This window comes from Acinetobacter sp. UBA6720 (assembly GCF_002454215.1).
In the GTDB taxonomy this organism is placed as follows: domain Bacteria; phylum Pseudomonadota; class Gammaproteobacteria; order Pseudomonadales; family Moraxellaceae; genus Acinetobacter.
In genome coordinates this window covers 40,903-61,806 of record NZ_DKIK01000084.1, presented here as the reverse complement: position 1 = coordinate 61,806, position 20,904 = coordinate 40,903, and the positions used below count along the sequence as shown (strand labels likewise).

General features: G+C 40.2%; 21 protein-coding genes and 1 pseudogene. 15 read left to right on the top strand and 7 right to left on the bottom strand.

Annotated elements, in window-relative coordinates; all coding sequences use genetic code 11:
• Window positions 1-4: 4 nt before the first annotated feature.
• Window positions 5-319, bottom strand: a complete 315-nt coding sequence (gene gatC, locus B4F08_RS07635; RefSeq protein WP_004694671.1) for an Asp-tRNA(Asn)/Glu-tRNA(Gln) amidotransferase subunit GatC — start codon at window positions 317-319, stop codon at window positions 5-7.
• 133 nt (window positions 320-452) lie between these two features.
• On the opposite strand from gatC, the pseudogene B4F08_RS07630 reads away from it, so the two are divergent.
• From B4F08_RS07630 to B4F08_RS07605, 6 genes and pseudogenes are all read left to right on the top strand, one after another.
• Window positions 453-1,495 (top strand): annotated as a pseudogene (locus B4F08_RS07630) (rod shape-determining protein).
• 15 nt (window positions 1,496-1,510) lie between these two features.
• Entirely contained in the window at window positions 1,511-2,368 is an 858-nt protein-coding gene (gene mreC, locus B4F08_RS07625) for a rod shape-determining protein MreC (RefSeq protein ID WP_086208607.1), read from the top strand.
• Window positions 2,355-2,846 (top strand): rod shape-determining protein MreD, encoded by a 492-nt coding sequence (mreD, locus tag B4F08_RS07620; RefSeq protein WP_086208606.1) that lies wholly within the window; start codon window positions 2,355-2,357, stop codon window positions 2,844-2,846. The genes mreC and mreD overlap by 14 nt, the downstream gene beginning before the upstream one ends.
• Window positions 2,834-3,400, top strand: coding sequence for a Maf family nucleotide pyrophosphatase (locus tag B4F08_RS07615; protein ID WP_119064267.1), 567 nt, complete (start codon window positions 2,834-2,836; stop codon window positions 3,398-3,400). The genes mreD and B4F08_RS07615 overlap by 13 nt, the downstream gene beginning before the upstream one ends.
• A gap of 38 nt (window positions 3,401-3,438) precedes the next feature.
• Window positions 3,439-4,893, top strand: a complete 1,455-nt coding sequence (gene rng, locus B4F08_RS07610) for a ribonuclease G (RefSeq protein ID WP_086208604.1) — start codon at window positions 3,439-3,441, stop codon at window positions 4,891-4,893.
• Between the two features lie 131 nt (window positions 4,894-5,024).
• Entirely contained in the window at window positions 5,025-5,198 is a 174-nt protein-coding gene (locus B4F08_RS07605; RefSeq protein WP_291374017.1) for a PA1571 family protein, read from the top strand.
• Between the two features lie 62 nt (window positions 5,199-5,260).
• On the opposite strand, the gene B4F08_RS07600 is transcribed toward B4F08_RS07605, so the two are convergent.
• Window positions 5,261-6,640 carry a WS/DGAT/MGAT family O-acyltransferase gene (locus B4F08_RS07600; protein WP_086208602.1) on the bottom strand — a complete coding sequence of 460 codons (1,380 nt, stop codon included), beginning with the start codon at window positions 6,638-6,640 and terminating at the stop codon, window positions 5,261-5,263.
• A gap of 161 nt (window positions 6,641-6,801) precedes the next feature.
• Window positions 6,802-7,536, bottom strand: coding sequence for a phosphoadenylyl-sulfate reductase (locus B4F08_RS07595; RefSeq protein WP_110974955.1), 735 nt, complete (start codon window positions 7,534-7,536; stop codon window positions 6,802-6,804).
• A gap of 201 nt (window positions 7,537-7,737) precedes the next feature.
• Between B4F08_RS07595 and thrH the strand changes: the two genes are divergently transcribed.
• Entirely contained in the window at window positions 7,738-8,355 is a 618-nt protein-coding gene (gene thrH, locus B4F08_RS07590; RefSeq protein WP_291374016.1) for a bifunctional phosphoserine phosphatase/homoserine phosphotransferase ThrH, read from the top strand.
• Window positions 8,356-8,430: 75 nt separating this feature from the next.
• Here the strand turns inward: thrH and B4F08_RS07585 are convergent, their stop codons facing one another.
• Window positions 8,431-9,573: an OmpP1/FadL family transporter gene (locus B4F08_RS07585; protein WP_291374015.1), complete on the bottom strand. Its 1,143-nt coding sequence runs from the start codon at window positions 9,571-9,573 to the stop codon at window positions 8,431-8,433.
• Between the two features lie 333 nt (window positions 9,574-9,906).
• Window positions 9,907-11,130 (bottom strand): OmpP1/FadL family transporter, encoded by a 1,224-nt coding sequence (locus tag B4F08_RS07580; protein ID WP_291374014.1) that lies wholly within the window; start codon window positions 11,128-11,130, stop codon window positions 9,907-9,909.
• A gap of 698 nt (window positions 11,131-11,828) precedes the next feature.
• Here B4F08_RS07580 and B4F08_RS07575 point away from each other — a divergent pair.
• Complete coding sequence (locus B4F08_RS07575; RefSeq protein WP_291374013.1) at window positions 11,829-12,638, top strand: transporter; 810 nt, start codon at window positions 11,829-11,831, stop codon at window positions 12,636-12,638.
• 68 nt (window positions 12,639-12,706) lie between these two features.
• Here the strand turns inward: B4F08_RS07575 and B4F08_RS07570 are convergent, their stop codons facing one another.
• The gene (locus B4F08_RS07570; RefSeq protein ID WP_291374012.1) at window positions 12,707-13,726 is read right to left on the bottom strand and encodes an AraC family transcriptional regulator; all 1,020 of its coding nucleotides are present in this window, start codon (window positions 13,724-13,726) and stop codon (window positions 12,707-12,709) included.
• Window positions 13,727-13,877: 151 nt separating this feature from the next.
• On the opposite strand from B4F08_RS07570, the gene B4F08_RS07565 reads away from it, so the two are divergent.
• From B4F08_RS07565 to B4F08_RS07555, 3 genes are all read left to right on the top strand, one after another.
• The gene (locus B4F08_RS07565) at window positions 13,878-15,323 is read left to right on the top strand and encodes a coniferyl aldehyde dehydrogenase (protein ID WP_291374011.1); all 1,446 of its coding nucleotides are present in this window, start codon (window positions 13,878-13,880) and stop codon (window positions 15,321-15,323) included.
• A 111-nt stretch (window positions 15,324-15,434) separates the two neighbouring features.
• On the top strand, window positions 15,435-15,818 hold the full coding sequence (locus B4F08_RS07560) for an NAD(P)-binding protein (protein WP_291374010.1): 384 nt from the start codon (window positions 15,435-15,437) through the stop codon (window positions 15,816-15,818).
• 3 nt (window positions 15,819-15,821) lie between these two features.
• Window positions 15,822-17,159 carry a GMC oxidoreductase gene (locus B4F08_RS07555; protein WP_291374009.1) on the top strand — a complete coding sequence of 446 codons (1,338 nt, stop codon included), beginning with the start codon at window positions 15,822-15,824 and terminating at the stop codon, window positions 17,157-17,159.
• 121 nt (window positions 17,160-17,280) lie between these two features.
• On the opposite strand, the gene B4F08_RS17255 is transcribed toward B4F08_RS07555, so the two are convergent.
• Window positions 17,281-17,358: an LPXTG cell wall anchor domain-containing protein gene (locus B4F08_RS17255; RefSeq protein WP_110974979.1), complete on the bottom strand. Its 78-nt coding sequence runs from the start codon at window positions 17,356-17,358 to the stop codon at window positions 17,281-17,283.
• Window positions 17,359-17,528: 170 nt separating this feature from the next.
• Between B4F08_RS17255 and arsC the strand changes: the two genes are divergently transcribed.
• The 4 genes from arsC (at window position 17,529) to B4F08_RS07535 (ending at window position 20,768) form a co-directional block, all read left to right on the top strand.
• Window positions 17,529-17,963 carry an arsenate reductase (glutaredoxin) gene (arsC, locus tag B4F08_RS07550; RefSeq protein ID WP_151707043.1) on the top strand — a complete coding sequence of 145 codons (435 nt, stop codon included), beginning with the start codon at window positions 17,529-17,531 and terminating at the stop codon, window positions 17,961-17,963.
• A 34-nt stretch (window positions 17,964-17,997) separates the two neighbouring features.
• Window positions 17,998-18,318, top strand: a complete 321-nt coding sequence (locus B4F08_RS07545) for a metalloregulator ArsR/SmtB family transcription factor (protein WP_086208593.1) — start codon at window positions 17,998-18,000, stop codon at window positions 18,316-18,318.
• A gap of 111 nt (window positions 18,319-18,429) precedes the next feature.
• The gene (gene arsB / locus B4F08_RS07540) at window positions 18,430-19,479 is read left to right on the top strand and encodes an ACR3 family arsenite efflux transporter (RefSeq protein WP_291374008.1); all 1,050 of its coding nucleotides are present in this window, start codon (window positions 18,430-18,432) and stop codon (window positions 19,477-19,479) included.
• 491 nt (window positions 19,480-19,970) lie between these two features.
• The gene (locus B4F08_RS07535; RefSeq protein WP_110974947.1) at window positions 19,971-20,768 is read left to right on the top strand and encodes an undecaprenyl-diphosphate phosphatase; all 798 of its coding nucleotides are present in this window, start codon (window positions 19,971-19,973) and stop codon (window positions 20,766-20,768) included.
• The last annotated feature ends 136 nt before the right edge of the window (window positions 20,769-20,904 follow it).

The following is a 20,904-nucleotide window of genomic DNA, read 5'->3' as shown; positions in this document are numbered from 1 at the left end:
GAAATTATTCAATCACGCGAGGAACAAGGTACAAACCGTCTTGCACTTGCGGTGCAATGGCTTGATATTCATCACGATGATTGGTTTCTGAAACCACATCTTCACGTAAGGGTTGTGGGTGATCAAATGGGCTTTTAAGCGGCTCAACACCATCGGTGTCGATGCCTTTTAAGGTTTCCATCATGCCTAAAATTTTATTTAGACTTTGAGCATATTCAGCAGATTGCGTATCATCTAGCGACAATCGAGCAAGATTGGCGATTGCTGAAACTGTTTGTGCATTTAAATCTGCAGAATGCTGTGCATCCGATGTAGACATAACATCACCTGAGTCAGTATTAAAAAATTTCAAAATATCGTGCGTTATAATAAGCGATTGACTTGTTCAAATCATCACATTTAGTTAAAGTTGCCACCTTGCGTCCACATAAAGTTTAATCGAGAACGTCTCCGTGATTCTAAAAAGACTAATTGGCTTGTTTTCGCCCGATCTAGCCATTGATTTAGGTACAGCAAATACACTTATTTATGCACCAGGACGAGGCATTATATTAAATGAACCGACAGTTGTGGCAATTCGTCACAGCGGTTCACAAAAAATCGTTGCCGCAGTCGGTCTTGATGCAAAGCAAATGCTGGGCCGTACACCTGCGAATATCTCTGCCATTCGTCCGATGAAGGATGGTGTGATTGCCGATTTTGAAGTGACTGAAACCATGCTGAACCAATTTATTGGTAAAGTNNAAAACGTCTGTTCCCACCTGCACCGCGTGTTGTGGTGTGTGTGCCTTGCAAATCAACTTTGGTTGAGCGTCGTGCTATTCGTGAAGCTGTATTTAATGCAGGCGCACGCGATGTTCGTTTGATTGAAGAACCAATGGCCGCTGCAATTGGTGCAGGTATGCCAGTTGAGCAAGCATGTGGCTCGATGGTGGTGGATGTCGGTGGTGGTACAACTGAAATTGCGATCATTTCATTACAAGGTTGTGTCTATGCTGACTCACTCCGTATTGGTGGTGATGTATTTGATGAACAAATCATTAACTACGTACGTAAGGCTCATGGTTGTGTGATTGGTGAAACCACTGCAGAAATTATCAAGAAAGAAGTGGGTATGGCTTTACCCGAGCCTGATGCTAAAACGCTTGAGATTGAAGTTCGCGGTCGCAACCTTGCTGAAGGTGTGCCACGTGCCATTAATGTAACTTCGGACGAAATCACGCAAGCGATTTCTGATCCTCTACAAAGTATTGTCTCCGCTGTGAAATCTGCACTTGAGCAAACGCCTCCTGAGCTGTCTTCAGACATCGCTGAGCGCGGTATTGTGTTGACAGGTGGTGGTGCATTACTTCGTAACCTCGACAAACTTCTTGCGCAAGAAACGGGCTTACCTGTGGTGGTTGCAGAAGATCCTTTAACGTGTGTCACTCGTGGTGGTGGTAAAGTTTTGGAGTTCTTCGATAATCCAAATCACGACATGTTATTTGTAGGCTAATAAAGGAATCGGCGGGTGCAAACAAATCTGTTTTCCAGACAACCGCCATCTTTTCGCTCATTTATCATTGCAGTGATCACATGTTTGGTTGTGCTGTTTTTTAACTGGCGCATGCCGCATGTGATTCAACCTGCAAGAGATGTCTTGTACGCCGCTTATAATCCAATTTATGCTGTAGCAAGTTATCCCGTGTTATCGCGAGAGTGGCTGAATCAACAAACCAAGTCTGAGGCTCAACTGCGCCGTGAAAATACCGCGATGCAAGCTGAACTGTTACAGGCACAGGTACGTTTACAAAAATTATCTGAATTATCTGCGGAAAATACCCGTTTGCGTGGTTTGTTAGATACCCCGTTAATCATTGATGGTCGTATGGAGATTGCAGAAGTCATTGGAACCGATGCCGATCCACTGCGTCATATTATTGTGATTAACCGTGGTGCCAACAGTCAGTTAAAAGTAGGGCAGACGGTGCTCGATGACAAAGGCATTATGGGGCAGATTATCAATGTCTATCCACATAGTAGCCGTGTGATGTTGCTTTCAGATAAAGAACATTCACTTTCAGTCCGTTTAGAGCGTTCGGGTATGCGAGCGATTGTTTCGGGTACGGGAGATTTAGGGCATTTGAAAATGGAATATGTCCCGACCAGTGCCGAAATTAAAGTGGGTGAAAAAGTGTATAGCTCAGGTCTTGGTGAGCATTTCCCAGCGGGTTATTTGGTGGGTACGATTTCAAAAATCAGTCGTCATAATTCAGGTGAGTTTGCTCAAATAGATGTGGTACCTGCCGCACAGCTAGCGGGTGGACATCATGTCGTTGTGTTATTTTCCGATTCTTTAGCGATGGAGCAACCGCATGCCGATCGCTAAACTTCGTGCTGCCAAACAGCGTGATCCACTATTTCCGATCATTTTTTCGGTGATCATTGCTTCGGTGTTGATGGTCTATCCACTGTCTTATACGCTCTCTGGTTGGCGTCCATTGTTTATGATGATGGTCATGCTGTTTTGGGTGCTGTGTCAGCCGACATGGTGTGGAATTTGGTTCGCCTTTGCTGTGGGTATTTTCACCGATTTATTGCTCGATGCACCCTTAGGTTTAAATGCGCTCAGTTTTGTGCTGATTACTTTTGTCTCACGCTTTTTAACCCGAGAACGTCGGATTATGACGTTTGCCAATATCTGGGTGATCACGGCTTTGGCTGTTGTCGCACATTTATTTATGACGTGGATCGCGCAAATTATGATCGGGGCGCAGTTTTCGATTGCCCGCCATTGGCAACCCCTGTTGAGTAGTGTTTTGACCTTTCCCATTTTATATTTCTTCCTAAAAAAATGGCGCATTTAATTTTAGCGTCAAGTTCGCCTCGCCGTCGTGAGTTGCTTGAGCAGCTTGGCCTAGTTTTTGATATTTACAGCCCAGATATTGATGAGTCGATACAAACAGGTGAATTGGTCGCTCATTATGTAGAGCGACTGGCTTGTGCCAAAGCTGAGGCTGTGCAAGTTCGTTATCCAGATGCGATCGTGATCGCTGCGGATACCAGCTTAGGAGTCGATCAAGAGATTTTGGGTAAACCTGAATCGAAACAACATGCTTTTGAAATGTGGGAAAAAATCTCGGGACGTAAGCATGATGTTTATACAGGTGTTTGTGTTCGTACAAATGCACAAATTTCAAGTATAGTAGTTCGTACTGAAGTCGAATTTCAGCACTTAAGCCCTGAAGATATGGAAGCATATTGGGCAACACATGAACCCCTTGGCAAGGCGGGAGCCTATGCCATACAAGGCATTGCAGCACGTTATATTCCACGTATTGAGGGAAGCTATAGCAATGTGGTGGGTTTACCGTTGTATGAAACGGTACAGTTATTACGGGCAGTTAAGGCACTAAATTAACTGTCTCAAAAGATTTTTTATAATGTTTTGAGTTTGTTATGTCTGACGAGTTATTAATTAACGTCACGCCTATGGAATGTCGCGTCGCGTTGATTGAAAACGGCACGGTCAATGAGTTATTTGTTGAGCGTACGGTAAAACGTGGGTTAGTGGGTAATATTTATAAAGGTAAAGTGGTGCGCGTTCTTCCAGGTATGCAAGCTGCTTTTGTCGATATTGGACTGTCACGAACTGCTTTTTTGCATATCAATGATATGGTTTGGCCACGTAATCAGCCGATTCCGAATGTGTTTGAGCTTTTGCAACCGGGACAAATTCTTACTGTTCAAGTCATGAAAGATATGTTGGGAACGAAGGGTGCCCGCCTTTCAACAGATCTCTCTATTCCTTCTCGTTATTTGGTTTTAATGCCTTATGGGAACCATACGGGTGTTTCGCAACGAATAGAGTCTGAGGCAGAGCGTGACCGTTTACGCTCTATGATTGAGCGAATTCAAGCAGAACATAAGCTTCCAGGTTCTGTGATTGTTCGTACTGCGGCAGATGGTATTGAAGAAGCGGCCATTGCCCAAGATATGGCTTATTTGGCAAAGCTATGGGAGTTTATCCAGCGCAAGCAGATCAGTATTGCGGTGCCATCGTTAATTTTTGAAGAGCTACCTTTACCGCAGCGGATTATCCGAGATCTTGCAAGCGAAAAAACCGCTAAAATTTCAGTCGACTCACGTGAAATTCACGGCAAGCTCAAAGAGTTTGTTGAAGAATTTGTGCCGAATATTAAAGAGCGTTTGATTCACTATCCGGGTGAGCGTCCAATCTTCGATTTATATAATGTAGAAGAAGATATTCAAAAAGCTCTGCAAACGCGTGTTGCGCTGAAGTCAGGTGGTTATTTGATGATTGACCAGACCGAGGCCATGACCACGATTGACGTCAATACGGGCTCTTATGTGGGTGGTCGCTCTTTAGAAGACACTGTGTTTAAAACCAATATGGAAGCGACACAGGTGATTGCTCGTCAGCTGAGACTGCGCAATTTAGGCGGTATTATTATTATCGACTTTATTGACATGCAAGAGCAGGAGCATCGTACTGAAGTGATGACTCAGTTTGAGCGGATGCTTGAGCAAGATCATGCCAAAACCAAAATCACGCAGGTATCAGAGCTGGGTCTAGTGGAAATGACACGTAAGCGAACACGTGAATCATTAGAACACTTATTATGTGAATCTTGCCCGACCTGTCAGGGGCGTGGTTATGTGAAAACAGCAGAGTCGGTATGTTACGAAATCTTTCGAGAAATCATGCGTTATACACGCGCGTATCAGTCTCAGACTGGCTTTACTGTCGTTGCTCATCCATCCGTGATTGACCGCTTGTTAACCGCAGAAGCGCCAGCAGTCGCGGATCTGGAGCATTTTATTGGTCGTGTGATTAAATTTCAGGTTGAAAATTTATATACGCAAGAGCAATACGATATCATTCTGAGCTGAAATTGTAACAATATATGGTTAAATAGTTGTTACAACTGAAATTTTACTTTCGACTGTAGATTTTGAATACTAGGAACACGGAAATAGCCAAAGCTTATTCTCCCAAATAGGTTTAGCAAATGAGGTGTGATATGGGTGTTAGAGAAGCAATTATTCAACCTAGTTTGAAACATTTATTGGATACGAAAGTGATGCATAATGCATATATTTTGGACGAGCAAGGTAAGGAAGTACAAATTACCACTGCCATGATTCGAACTGCATGTCATCAACTATTAAAACAATGTCGTAGCATTAAAAACTAAGGGGCTTATCGAAGCCCCTTAGTTTTATGTCATTTATTCAGTTTCTGATGGGTTCTGCGGTATCAACTGACCGCTTGTAACTTTGGGTTTTCAACCCCCACAATCGCTTCGAAACGTTGGATTTCTTCTTCCAAGTGAGTCAATAAGTTTTGCATTTTCGGCAAAGCATTGCGACAGGCGGTCAAACCGACCTCAAGTTTATCTAAATAACTGGTCATGGTGATATTGAGTGCCTGACCATCTAAAATGATCGAAGCAGGGTACAATGCATCGAGACGTGCTCCGTTCCAGTACAGTGGCTCACGTGGTCCTGGTACATTCGAGATCACCAAATTAAAGGCTTGGCGTTTAGGCAATAGGCCTGAGGCTATATTCAGACCTGCCGCACTATATACAAATGCACTATAGTTCAAAATTTGATTTGAGTTCATACGTTTGAACTTTTCTTTTGCATTTTGTACGCTACGACGGACGATGTTTAAGCGTTCTAATGGATCTTCTTTATGTGTGCCTAAGTTTGCCAAGATCATCGTAATACGATTCGACATAGATGAATCATCATCACGTACAGATGCAGGAACCATTGCAATCAGTGGTTTTTTAGGTAACGCATCTTGCGATAATAAATATTCACGCAGTGCACCTGAACAAACAGCCAGTACGATGTCATTAATTGTGACACCCAGACTTTTAGAGATATGGCGTAAACGGTCAAATTCAAAAGACTGTGCTGCAAAGCGACGTGAAGAGCTGACGCGTTGGTTTAAAATGGAGCTTGGCGCTTGGAAACTTGAAACGTAATCGGGATTACGCCCCATATCTTTCATTACTGTTTGAGACAGTTCATACATGACACGTGGGGTAGATTCAAGCTGTCCAACCACACCATTCATAATCTTTTTAAATCGACTCGCTTTATCCTCTTTCAAGCGTTTAGCGCGTGGTCCTTCAACACACCAAGGCGGTACGATGCTTTTGATGTTTGGATCATGTGATAAGGATTTCTCAACCAACCGCATACCTGCAATTCCATCCACCATTGCATGGTGAATTTTGAAATACATGGCAAAACGGTTACCCTCAATTCCTTCAATGATATGGCAGGTCCATAATGGTTTTGCACGGTCGATCAAACTGCTGTGTTCTTGCGAAATATAAGTCAGGAGTTCGCGGATACGACCAGGTTTGGGAAGTGCAATATGGCGAAAATGATGATCAAGATCAAATTCTTCATCTTCATCCCAAAATAGGCCATTCAGTTTATTATTAAACGGGGGGATAGGAATAGATTTTGAATTACGAATATCCGCTACTAAATTTTGAATGAAGCTGGCTGGTGCATTTTCGGGAATTTGGAATAAGAATAATCCACCGACATGCATGGGTTGCTGGCGCTTTTCAAGTGATAAAAAAATAAAGTCAATCGGATGTAATGGACGCATAGTCTAGATTGCCTCACTGCAATATCTGACGGCTCTTATCTGAGCAATCTTGTTAGAATTATATAACTTAAGGTTAGTATATCGGCTTTTTATAAGAATGGGAGTGCTTTGTGTGTATCTATTAGTTGCGAAAAACCACTGCTGAGCAGTGGTTTTAGTCTTTACTTTTTCAAATTACCTGCATGCAAGCCACATTCTTTGTGCGTAGCTTCTTCCCACCACCAGCGACCTTCACGCTCATGCTGGTTTGGTAACACTGGTCGTGTACAAGGCTCACAACCGATAGAAATAAAGCCGCGTTCATGTAAAGGGTTATAGGGGACTTCCATCATGCGGATATAGCTCCAGACATCAGCACTACTCCAGTTGGCAAGGGGATTATATTTAATCAGTTGCTTGCCTTCACCTGAGAAACCAATATCGGCCTGTACGACAGGGATTTCAGTTCGTGTACCTGGACTTTGATCCTTACGTTGCCCCGTAATCCAGCCATCTAAAGTGGCTAATTTTTTACGTAATGGCTGAACTTTTCGAATACCGCAACATTCTTTATGGTCATCTTGGTAAAAGCTGAATAACCCTTTTTCATTGACCAGTTGTTGAACTGCATTGGCTTCTGGGAAACAAATTTCGATATTGATGTTGTAATGTTTGCGCACAGTTTCAATAAACTGATAGGTTTCTGCGTGTAAACGTCCTGTATCTAAACTAAAGACACGGAAAGGTTTACCTAAGTTGGCCGCCATATCAATCAGTACGACATCTTCTGCACCAGAAAATGAAATGGCGATTTCACCGTTTTGATTCAGTGCGAGTGCTAAAATTTCACTTGGCGATTTGTCTGCATATTCAGCAGCAAGAGCATCGACAAGGTCAATGGTTGGAATGGTTGTCATGAGTATCCTGGCAATAGGCTTGGAATCTAACAAGACCTATATTACGTTATTTGCTAAGTATTTTAATAGAGTTGAATTAGGCTACTTATCACTAAAAAATCAATGCTTATGAAAAAAATAGATTTAAAAAACAACAATGCATTAGACAAATATTAAGCTATGATAGGGCAAATTTTTCCACGTAAATAAAAGGGAGTCTTCATGGAAGTTGTTTGTCTTGATCTAGAAGGGGTATTGGTACCAGAGATTTGGATTAACTTTGCTAAAAAAACAGGCATTAAGGCGCTTGAAGCAACCACGCGTGATATTCCTGATTATGATGTGCTCATGACCCAGCGCTTAAATATATTAAAAGAACATGGTTTAGGCCTCAATGATATTCAAGAAGTGATTGCCGAAATGGGGCCATTTCCAGGTGCGAAAGAATTTGTTGAATGGTTACGCACACACTTTCAGTTGATTATTTTATCAGACACTTTCTATGAGTTTGCACATCCTTTAATGAAGCAATTAGGTTGGCCGACCATTTTTTGTCATAAGTTAGAAACTGACGAAAAGGGAATGATTACAGCGTATAAGTTACGTCAACCTGACCAAAAACGTGAGGCAGTCAAGGCGTTACATGGTTTGAATTTCCGTGTGATTGCCGCAGGTGATTCTTATAATGACACTACTATGCTCGGTGAAGCGGACAAAGGATTTTTATTTGATGCGCCAGAAAATGTAATCAAAGAGTTCCCTCAGTTTCTACCAATTCATGGTTATGATGCTTTAAAAGAAGCGATTCGTAATGCTTCAGTTCGCGATATTCCTGCATAAAAAGCAATATCTACGAAAGCAAAAAAGGCGCATCTAAATAGATACGCCTTTTTTATTGGATACAACTTTTAGGATTTAGAATTTATAACCAAATTTTAAACCGTAAGCGATTGCATCGTTATTACTAAAATCACCAACAACATTACCACCAGTTTGAGCTTTAGCATCACCTAACCAGAAGTATTTAACACCTGCTTGTACGAAATAGTTTTCTGCTGGGCTATATTGACCACCTAAACCTACGCTCCAGAAACCTTCTACTGGACCCAAAGTTGTTACAGGATTACCTGCACCAGAGTCCCAACCTACAGATGCAGAACCAGACCATTTGCTGGTAAATTTATGGCCGACACCAACAGTTGCAGAAATTTGGTCATCTGAATAATCAATGAGGTTTTGCTTTTTACCTCGTGCACTAGTTGCTGCAGCAAGATAAGTAGGACTTACTGCAAATTGGTCCCAATGTACCCAACGGATGTTCGCAAATGCCAAAGTATCCTTTGCTATACCTGTTTGGAAATCAAGATTCACAGATTGTGGAGTCACAACTTCTGTTACAGACTGAGGGCGGACAACAGCACCTGAACCAAAAGTTTCAGTTGTATCTAATTCGTGTTTAATTTCAGAGCGATAAGTAACAGCAGCTTTTAAAGCAATTTCGGGGATTTGGTAAGCTGCACCAGCTAACCAACCAAAAGCATCGTCTTCTTCGAGGTTAATGTCATAACCAGAAAGCAATGAATAAGCACTGCCACGTAAAGAAACATTGCCCTTAACTGTTTGATAAACAGGACCAGCGTATAAATTCCAGTTTTCAGTAGGTTGATAACCAAAAATCAGTGAAAGATTATTGGTACGCACTTTTACACTTGTGCCTTCTTTCCCATTACCAAATGCACCTGCTGCAGATGAGTATTGAGAGTCAGCGCCGTAAGGTTGGTCATAAAGTAAACCAAAAGAAAAGTGTTCAGTCGCTTGAATTTTAAGGGCTGCAGAAGGGAAATAGTAGTCATCAGCCATATCTGCAACAGATATATGATTACTTTCTTCTTTGCCACTTACATTTGGATCAAGCACACTGAAAGATGCTTCTGCATAATTTCCAGATTGTAGAAATGGCAGAATAGACTGACCAGAGCGGTCAAGACCTGCTGCAAATACTGAAGTTGTTGGAATTAAGCTAAGTAAAATAGCTGAGCGAAGTGCCTTAAGCTTCATGGGGAGACATTCCTTGTTGTAGCTTTATGTAAATGATTGGCACGAAAAGTAACATAAATAAAAAAAGAGTAAATGCTCAGATCAGGTTATGAAATGAACTGGCGAAGTTAAAAAATGTACTTGCTTAGAGTAAAAACACTAAAAATACTAATTAATTTTATGATTTTTATAAACTTATTTTTAGAGTAGGGTGTGAGGTATTTATTGTCATGAAAAAAGTTTAAGTGTTGATTTGTTGCTCAAATGAATGACAAGTGTATAAAAATAAGAAAAGCTTTTATTCCAACAAAAAGAAAAAACCATCTTTATAGATGGTTTTTCCAGTATAGCTAATTAGAACTTGTAACCGATTTTCAAGCCATACGCTAGAGCGTTACTGTCTTCAAATTCTGCAACATAGTTAGCAGTATCAAATTGAGCGCCAGATTGTGCTTTCGCATCGCCTAGCCAGAAGTATTTCACACCGCCTGCAATAAATGTAGCTGGTGTAGGGCTATATTGAACGCCTAAACCGACATTCCAATAACCTTCTGTTGGACCAAGAGTAGTCACAGGGTTACCTGCACCAGAGTCCCAACCTACAGAGATATTACCCGCCCATTGGTCATTTAGTTTACGACCTACACCTAGGTTTGCAGACCATTGGTCATCTGTATATGCAACAAGGTCAAAACCGCTAGGTTTACCAGGAACTCCAGCTGCTTTTGCTGCAACTCCAAATGCATAAGGGCGGATAGAGAAATCTTTCCAATTGACCCAACGTACATTTGCAAACGCTACCGTATTTGCCATGATGCCTGTTTGGAAATCAAGGTTAACGGACTGAGGTGTCGTAATATCTGTTTCGCCAGTAGCACTCGCTCCAATAATGGCAGGATTATTAATAATAGTTGTCAGCATACCTGAGCCGACTGAAGATTCGTCTACAGCTACAGAATGTTCAATTTCTGAACGATAAGTAACCGATGCTTTTAATGCAATCTCAGGGATTTGGTATGCAAAACCAGCCAACCAACCTACTGCACTATCCTCACCAATTTCAGCATTATAGCCACCAAAACCTCTAGAGCCACTGTAGGCTGATCCACGAAGTTTTACACTTCCTTTAATGGTTTGGTATACGCCACCACCATAGATATTGAAGTTTTCAGTAGGTTGATAACCGAAAATCATTGATAAACTTTGAGTATCAACTTCAACTGCCGTATTTCCTAAAGTTGAATCGGTAAATGCTGTAGAAGAAGTGAATTCAGCATCTGCACCAAAGGGTTGGTCATAAATTAAACCAAAAGAGAAATTTTTTGTTGGTTGAAGTTTTAGTGCTGCATGTGGGAAATAGTAATCCCCAGCCATATCGCCTGTTTCTTGTCCACCATAATTTGCAGTTGCTTTGCCAGATACATCTGGATCTAATACTGAAATACCTGCTTCAAAGTAGTTGCCTGGTTGTAAGAATGCTGAGATAGACTGACCTGAACGATCGAGTGCAGCGGCAAATGCCCCCGTCATTGGTACAGTTGCTAAAATCATTGCTGTCGTTAATGTCTTTAATTTCATTCTACGTCTTTCCTTGAGGTGCAAATGTTTGTTGCTCATTTTGTGTTTATGCTTTTTGGCTTTTGGAGAAATCGTTTTACCGAAATCATTTGTTACTCCATGTCACAAAAATAGCACAATTAAAATAAGAGTAAATGCTCTAGGACTAACTCGGCAGTTCAAAAAATAGTCTAAATAGAGTTTTTATACTAAAAAAAAGCCTTTTTAAGCATTAAATCTTTGAAAAATATAAGTATATAATTTGAAATATAAAATTTTCTTTTGGTTAAAAAATAAGCACAAAAATAAGAAATAAATAAGCTTCGTGGCGTCAAATACAGATTTTTATTTGATGTTTATGTGCTTCACCTAAAAATTATTTATGATTCAAGCCTTTTTATATAAACACGGACCAAGCACTTATTTCTGCAATCAATTTACTATAATGAAACCAAGGTTAAAAACTGTTGCAGCTATTATGAATTGTGCTATAAAAAACTAAGCTTTAATCCAATAAGCAAAGTAATAAGATTTAAAATTTATAATATTAAAAATTTAGGCATATTTAATCAGTGGGATACGGAAGCTTTGATATTCATTCAAAGAGCCGTATGTGCTGGTTGAGTCAGTGTAGTTAGTAGAAAAAGAGCAAGTATTTGTTATAACTCAATAATATCCATAAATTATAAAGGGGCATTCGGTATATGAATCATTTTTCTATGAGAAACAGAAAGCTAGAAATATTACTTTCCTTAATGCTATGCAGTGTCTTTTGTAACTCTCAAGCTTTTGCCGATGATGCAGATTTAGCAAAGCAATTGTCAAATCCTGTTGCAAATCTGGTGAGCGTACCTTTTCAGTTTAATTACGATGAGAATATTGGTGCAGCTGAGAATATTGAACGTTATCAACTGAATATTCAGCCTGTAATACCGATTGAGTTGAATGAAAATTGGAATTTGATTTCACGTACAGTTTTACCTGTGACTTATCAAGTTTATAACGAATCAAACCTTGAGGATGATTGGGGGGTAGGTGATATTGTACAAAGTCTATTTTTCTCTCCTTCGAAAACTTCTGAGAGTGGAATTACATGGGGAGTTGGTCCAGCGATATTACTTCCGACAGCCTCAGAAAAAACTTTGGGTGCAGATCAATATGGACTTGGACCGACTTTTGTTATTTTGAAACAAACACATGGTTGGACAGTGGGTGCTTTGGCAAACCATATTTGGGGAGTAGAACATGATGATGACGTGGATGCCATCAGTAGTACTTTTGTGCAACCTTTTGTAAGTTATACCTATCCGAACAGTACGACCGTGGGTCTAAATACAGAAACAACCTATGATTGGAATTCAGAAGAGGCCACAATGCCAGTAAATCTTACTGTTACAAAAGTTATTAATCTAAATGGGCAGTTGATCAGTGTTGGTGCGGGTGCGAGATATTGGGCGGATGATCATGATGCTAGCCCTAAAGGTTGGGGAGCACGATTGATTGCTTCTTTTGTTTTTCCTAAAAAATAAAAAACGGACTTTAATGTGTAGGGTTAACCTGTCACATACTCATTTTGAATTCCAATGAAAGTGAGAAGTTATTCTGGATGACTTCTCACTTTATTTTTCCATTCATTTGCTGGATAGCCAAACCAGTTTTTAAAGTTCCGACTAAAAATTGACAGCTCCGCATAGCCTAACTGTAAGGCTATGTCTGTTAAGCTAATATTACCTGCGTCAATCATGCGCAGAGCTTCTTTTTTACGAACATTTTCGAGCAAATCGCGATAGCTGGTCCCTTGTTGCTTTAAGGTGCGTTGTAGTTTTTTGGGATGTATCCCCAAACACAATGCGATATTTTCAATACTACAATCACCAGTTGCCATTAACATACGAATGGAGCTTTCAATGAGAAGGGGTTGATCATCTGCCTTGGTACTGCTTTGCATCTCAAGGCGCTGTAGAATCAGTTGATCGACTAAATCTTCATTGAAATTATAGGGTTTAAGCGTTAAAAATGCTGCTGGGAAGTACAGGGCATCTTCATCTTTTTCAAACTCAACTTCACAGGGAAAATGTTCTTTAAAAATATGCGCGCTGTGTTGAGGTGCTCTTTGTTTTAGGCAGATTTTTTCTGCATACCAAGGTGGCCCGATTAAATCCTTGAGAATATTGCTGACTAGACAAATTGCAAGTTGTGACTTTTGTGGCATGTCGATGTTGTAGTCATTTAGACGGACAAAGTTGAGTCTACATGTCTGCGCATTATAGCGGGTTACTTGAAATACAATTCCTTCAGCATGTAGGTAAACATATTTTTGGGCAACTTTTAGCGCCTCCAAAATGCTTAGCTGTCGTGACATGTACACACCAATTAAGCCAATAGTACTAATATTTTGCAGTGCGCCGAGTTTTAGGCCAAAGCACTCTTCTTGGCACACGAAAGCTGCTTTTTCTAATAAACTTAAATAATGATCATAATGAATAAACGCATCGGGATCTCGAAGTAAAGAAGGTAAAATTCCAATGTCTTTTAAAATTTCAATAGGATTTACATCATAGCTTCGGACGAGTTCTTCAAATCCACCAAGGCTGGCTGCACGAATATAGCTGGCCATAACAATGTTCCATATTGTCCTGAAAGATCAAATAAGTGTCCTAAAAAGTCAAGCCAATTTCAAGTAATTTGATAAAGTAGGATGAGAGTTCAGCTTAACCTAATCGACGACCAGTAAATCACCACTTTTTAGCTGTTAATAAGGAACGCTTATGCAACTTACGGCTCAGTCTCATATCGAGCAAACAGTGATGGAACAGACACTACACAATGCTTTCAAATTACAGCGCAGTCACTTTCTTGAGCAAGGCATTGAAACCCTTGCACAAAGAAAACAGCACTTATTGAATTTAAAAGCGCTGATTAATAATCATCGCGAAGCGATTATTGATGCTTTAAATCAGGATTATGGTAACCGTTCACGTCATGAAACGTTATTGGCTGAAATTATTACTGTTACTGATGACATTAATGGAAGTATCAAACACTTAAAACAGTGGACCAAAGTACAAAGCCGTCATGTCGATCATAGCCTGTACTTTGGTGCAAAGAACCGTGTAATTCCACAACCATTGGGTGTGATTGGCGTGATCGTGCCGTGGAATTTTCCGATTAATTTGATGTTTTCTCAACTCTCTGCGGTATTTGTAGCAGGCAATACAGCTATGGTCAAAATGTCTGAAAATTCAAGGCATTTGGCCCAACTATTGATTGAGCTCAGCCCTAAATATTTTAAAGCTGAGAAATTGCAAATTTTCGATGAAACCGGAGAGGTGGGGATCGCTTTTTCAAAGCTTCCGTTCGATCATTTGATCTTTACAGGTTCTGGTGCAACCGGGCGTAAAGTCATGGCTGCGGCAGCACAAAATTTGACGCCTGTGACTTTGGAATTGGGGGGGAAATCCCCTGCGGTGATTGATCCTGAGTACCCTATGGAAAAAGCGGTCGAACGGATTCTGTTTGTCAAACAGTTTAATGCGGGGCAAATCTGTACCAATGTGGATTATGTTTTTGTACATGAGACGAAGTTGCAAGCATTCATCCATACGGCAACGGCATGGGTAAAAGCGCATGTCCCAGATATTCATAGTCACGACTATACGTCTGTCATTGATGAGCGTGCTTACCAACGCTTAGTGCATACACTTGCAGATGCCGAAGCTAAGGGCGCAAGTCTGATTAATTTGAACCAACAAGAACCGGATGCTACGACGCGAAAGTTTCCACTGACGTTGGTCTTGAACAGTAATGATGGGATGGAAATTGATACCCGCGAAACTTTTGGTCCAATCTTGATGGTGAAAACCTATCAAAAGCCTGAAGAGGTGGTGGACTATATTATTCAGCGTGATCGACCATTGGCATTTTATCCATTTAGTCATAATAAAAAATTAGTTGAGTTTTATATTAGCCGAGTTATGTCGGGCGGGGTTTCGGTCAATGATGCATTATTTCATGTTGGACAACATGACTTGCCGTTTGGTGGCGTTGGTGCCAGCGGGATGGGACATTATCACGGTTATGAAGGCTTTTTGACTTTTTCAAAAATGCGCCCTGTGTTTTATCAGGCGGGTTTTTCGAGTTTGAAGTTTTTAGCTCCTCCTTATGGAAAATTTGCCAATTGGTTATTGAACCTTTTGATTCGTATTAAGTCATAAGCGAGTCAGTTTAAAACTTATACACATATTCGCTTCAATCTGGACAGTTTGAAGCGAAGAGATCGTTGTATTTAAAAACAAAAGAATAAAACTATTAAAGGAGTTAATAGGATGAATGATCAGGATTTTGACTATGACCAAATTGTTATTGGTTCGGGCTTCGGTGGATCAGTCAGTGCATTACGCTTGAGTGAAAAAGGCAATACGGTTCTGATTTTAGAAAAGGGCTTGAGACGAGGCGATCAAGATTTTCCTGAAACGAACTTAGATACTAAAAATTATCTGTGGGTACCTGAGTTGGGGTTTAAAGGTACATTACAATTCACTTTTACCAATAAAACCACAATTATTCATGGCGTTGGTGTTGGTGGAGGGTCACAAATTTATGCCAATGTGCATTTAATTCCATCAGATGAAGTATTTGAGTCTGTAGCATGGACCAAGATTCGTGCTGATTGGAAGGAAACGCTAATGCCTTTTTATGGATTGGCATAGCGCATGTTAGGTACAGCCAATAATACTTATACTAACGTGGCTGATGAGACTTTGAAGCAAGTTGCAGCTGAAATGGGTTATGCACGTTCATTTAAAACAGTAAATACAGGGGTGTTCTTCCCACAATCTGACGGAAAAAAGCAAAAACTGGTCAAAGACCCTTATTTCAATGGTGCAGGACCTGATCGCCAAACTTGTAACTACTGCGGTAGTTGTATGTTGGGCTGTCGCAATAATGTGAAAAATACGCTTATGAAAAATTACCTGTATTTTGCGGAGCGTAATGGGGTTGAAATCCGGCCTAGTTCAGAAGTTCTAAAGATCATTCCTTTAAGTGAAGATGGTCGTGCAGGTTATGAAATCATCGTCAAAGAAACCTTAGGAAAACAAGTTCGTCAATATAGCTTACGCAGTCGAGGTGTAGTGCTGTCTGCGGGAGTCATGGGGACTGTACCGCTCTTATTAAAAATGCGTGATCAGTATAAAACACTACCAAACATTTCACCGTTATTGGGGCAGGAAATTCGCACCAATTCAGAAACGCTGACCACAGCAAACAATACTCGTGAAAAATTGGATGATGGTGTCGCGATCAGCTCGTTCATTTCAGTAGATGCAGATACCAATATTGAAGTGACCCGTTTTCCAGAAGGTTCAGATGGCTCTTGGATTTATGTGCCTTATGTTCCGATGGTTACAGGACAAGGCTTTATGCGTATTGTGAAATTTTTACTCAATACGCTGTTGCATCCATTGAAAACTTATAAAGTTTTGCGTCCAAAAGGGAAAGCCCGAAGTTCAGTTTTACTCTTGGTAATGCAGAAGTCTGAAGCCTTTATTCACCTAGAATGGCGTAGAAAGTGGTATCGCTTGTTTAGAAATGGCATTAGTGCGGTACAAAAGCCAAACGATACGCCACTCACCGTATCTTTTCCTGCGGCTGAAAAAGCTACGAAGCTATTTTCTGAGAAGCTAGGCGGTGAACCAGGTTCAGCATTGACCGAAATTTTATTAGGGACACCGATGACAGCACATATTATGAGTGGTGTGGCGATGGGGAATGATCGTAACAATGGTGTGGTGGACTTTACGGGTCAAGTATTTGGTTATCAAAACTTAAGGGTGATAGATGGTTCAATCGTACCTGGCAACTTAGGTGTGAATCCCTCTCTGACCATTACTGTATTGTCTGAGTTTGCCATGAGTCAAATCCCTGTATTCTCCGCTGAGCGTGCAGCCTGTATTCAGCGTATCGAGTTCAGTCAGCCTTTGGATGGACAAGTATCCGCATTGACAGGCACAGGGGATTTAGCCAGTGCATTAAGCCCTGTCTATGACTGATAACTAGTGGGTGTAACGTGATTTAGTCTGTACTTTGAATAAGGGAGCGCTTGCTCTCTTACAGATACTGGATAATTTGATTCATTGTGCAACTGAGGCTAGAGCATCCCAATAACATGGCTCATTTTTTCTTTTTATAAAATATAACCAGTAAAATCAAAATAATCATTAAGATCAATAGAATCATGAAGGTTTCCATGGCTTGACCTCACACAATTGGGTTTAATCTTATTTTAACACGGACCTTGAAAAATGATTCAACTTGCATGGTTTTATTTCTATATTCAGTTAGATATTTTATATATGGAATTGCATATATATGAATATACGTATATAACTGTGCTGAAAAGATAGGCAGAGTTTGTTGGCATGACGAATACATCAAAAGTTAAGATTTATCACAACCCCGACTGCGGGACATCGCGTAATACATTAGCGCTCATTCGTAATGCACAAATTGAACCTGAAATCATTGAATATTTGCTGACACCTCCATCGAAACTAGAACTCATTCAGCTCATATCAGATGCAGGTTTAAAGCCTAGAGAAGCCATTCGTCAGAATGTTGAACCTTATCGTGAGTTGAGCTTAGAGCGTGAAGATTGGACTGAGGAACAATTGTTAGATTTTATGCTTCAGTATCCGATTTTAATTAATCGTCCTTTTGTGGTGACAGAATTAGGCACCCGATTAAGTCGTCCCTCAGAAGTGGTTTTAGAAATTCTGCCCCGGCCACAAAAGGGTGCGTTTAGCAAAGAGGATGGCGAGCAAGTGATTGATCAAGATGGGCAACGTGTGAACTAGAAATTTATTTTGGATATATCAAAGAGAAATGAAAATGGATCAAGTTAGTTTTTTCAAATGCTTATCCGATGAAACACGTTCTAATATTGTGGCTTTAGTCGCGAAGAATAAAGAGTTATGTGTTTGTGACCTGACTGAAAAATTACAGCTTAGCCAGCCTAAAATTTCTCGACATTTAGCTTTATTACGTTCTTCAGGGCTATTGCAAGATCGACGTCAAGGTCAGTGGGTGTACTACAGTATCCATCCACAATTACCCATGTGGTGTCAGGAGGTTCTCAATATTTTGATTACACATCCAACGAGTCAGTTTGTAGTCATACAAGAACGAGCTACACAGAGTTGCTGTGAGTAAATATAGGTGAAGCATCGTTTAGATGTTTCATTGTTAAGAGATATAGCGCATGTATCTGATACAAAAACCATTGCGCTTATCCAACAAATTCAGAGATTGAATGAGAACATTATGGTTCAGCAAAAGTTGTCTTTTATAGATCGTAATTTGACGTTGTGGATTTTTGTCGCCATGGGGTTGGGAATTGCTATAAGTGTTTTTTTCCCGCAAGCCTCTATAGCGTTGGATAACATGCGTGTAGATTCAGTCAATATTCCTATTGCGATGGGATTGATTTTGATGATGTATCCACCGCTTGCAAAAGTGGATTATGCAGCACTCCCTGACGTCTTCAAAGACAAGAAAACACTGATACTATCGTTGGTTCAAAACTGGATTATTGCTCCCGTGTTGATGTTTGCTTTGGCTATTCTTTTTTTGCATAGCTATCCAGAATATATGACAGGTTTAATCTTGATTGGTTTAGCTCGTTGTATTGCGATGGTCTTGGTTTGGAATGGTTTGGCCTGTGGAGATAATCAGTACGTAGCCGCTTTGGTTGCATTTAACAGTATTTTCCAAATTTTGTTTTTTAGTACCTACGCATGGTTATTCCTGAGTTTTTTACCGCCTTATTTCGGCATTGCGGGACAGGTGATTCATGTTGATTTTTGGACTATTACCCATGCCGTACTGGTGTATTTGGGGATTCCATTCTTCCTCGGGTTTATTACGCGCTTGGTTTTAGTGAAAGCTAGAGGCTTGTTGTGGTATCAAACTACTTTTTTACCGAAAATTAGTCCTTTAAGTTTACTGGCCCTCTTGTTCACGATTGTAGCCATGTTTAGCCTCAAAGGGCATGATGTGGTGAGCTTACCGATGGATGTTTTACGTATTGCTATTCCCTTGACGATTTATTTCGTTGTGATGTTTTTTATCAGCTTCTTTATGAGCAAATGGATGGGGAATGATTATCCGAAAACTACAGCTATCTCATTCACTGCTGCTGGTAATAACTTTGAATTGGCTTTGGCTGTTGCAATTGCCACTTTCGGTTTAGCATCGCCTGTTGCTTTTACTACGGTGATCGGCCCCTTGGTTGAAGTTCCTGTTTTAATTGCTTTGGTTGGCGTTTCGTTGCGGTTAAGACAAAAAGTATTTTCAAACGGTGTCATGGGTTGATTCTTCTAAGACCCAAACAGGTTGTATATATAAGCCTCATTGAGAGTAAGTCTGTGGTTTAGATCTTTACGTCCTCTTTTGTAGTGTTGACTGACAACATGACATGGTTGCATTCATTAGTTGAAATACTTTCGTACGGATGTTGAAAGCTATTTATATAGAATCGTAAAAATACAGAATAGATGAAATACAGGGCGTGTTTAAGCAAACATATAAAAGAGTGCAAGGCGCTTTTTATATGTTTGACTTATTACAGTTTTTCGGTGTTTTTTGTCGCATGGACAATGAAGAAAAAATAGTCTTTTAAAATAAACAAACGCACTATCTAAAACTTTTAAGATTGTATTAATATTTACGACTTTAAAATAGTCGCTATTTATGCTGGTGAACTAGACTTGATGGGTTGATGTTTTAAATAAGAAATGTAGATTTTTCCTATTTGGCTATTCAATTAAGCATGATGAATACAATATTTTTAATTTGGTTAAAGCATGGAAAACATTGAATTTTTAAAAGCGCTCTTCTTGGGCTTCATTGAGGGACTGACTGAGTTCCTGCCTATTTCAAGTACAGGGCATTTGATTTTATTTGGGCATATCATTAACTTCCATTCCGATGATGGTCGAGTTTTTGAAGTCGTAATTCAATTGGGGGCTATTCTTGCGGTATGTTGGTTATACCGCAAGAAAATTTTAGATTTATTAAAAGGCTTCTTTAGTGGTGATCGAGAAGCGCGTCACTTTGCAACAAGTGTCATGATCGCTTTCTTCCCTGCGGTCATTATTGGTGTGTTTGCTGTTGATTTTATTAAGCAGGTTTTATTTAGCCCGATGGTGGTAGCTGTTGCTTTGATTATTGGGGGCTTGATTATTTTTTGGGTTGAATCAAAGCAATTTGAGCATAAAACTACAGAAGCCACACAGATTACTTTTAAGCAGGCACTGCTAGTGGGCTGTGCACAATGCGTTGCCATGATTCCAGGTACATCGCGTTCTGGTGCCACCATTGTCGGTGGTATGTTTGCTGGGCTCTCTAGAAAAGCAGCGACAGAGTTTTCGTTCTTTTTGGCGATGCCTACGATGCTCGGTGCTGCGACATTTGACTTAGTCCGTAACGCAGATGTGCTGACTCAAGATAACATGGTCAGTATTGTGTTGGGCTTTATTGCTGCGTTTATTTCAGCATTATTTGTTGTCAAAGCGCTGGTGCGGTTTGTTGAAAAACATACCTTGAGAGTCTTTGCTTGGTATAGGATCATACTGGGTATTATTATTTTAATTGTTTTGTAGAACATAGAAATACCTAAAAGAAAAGCAGCGATTTCGCTGCTTTTCTTATTAGAGTGAGATAATTTTTTTACTCAATATTATTTTTGAAAATCATGATGTCGTGTTTCTAAAATGAGTTTTGTGAGTTTTGTGAGTT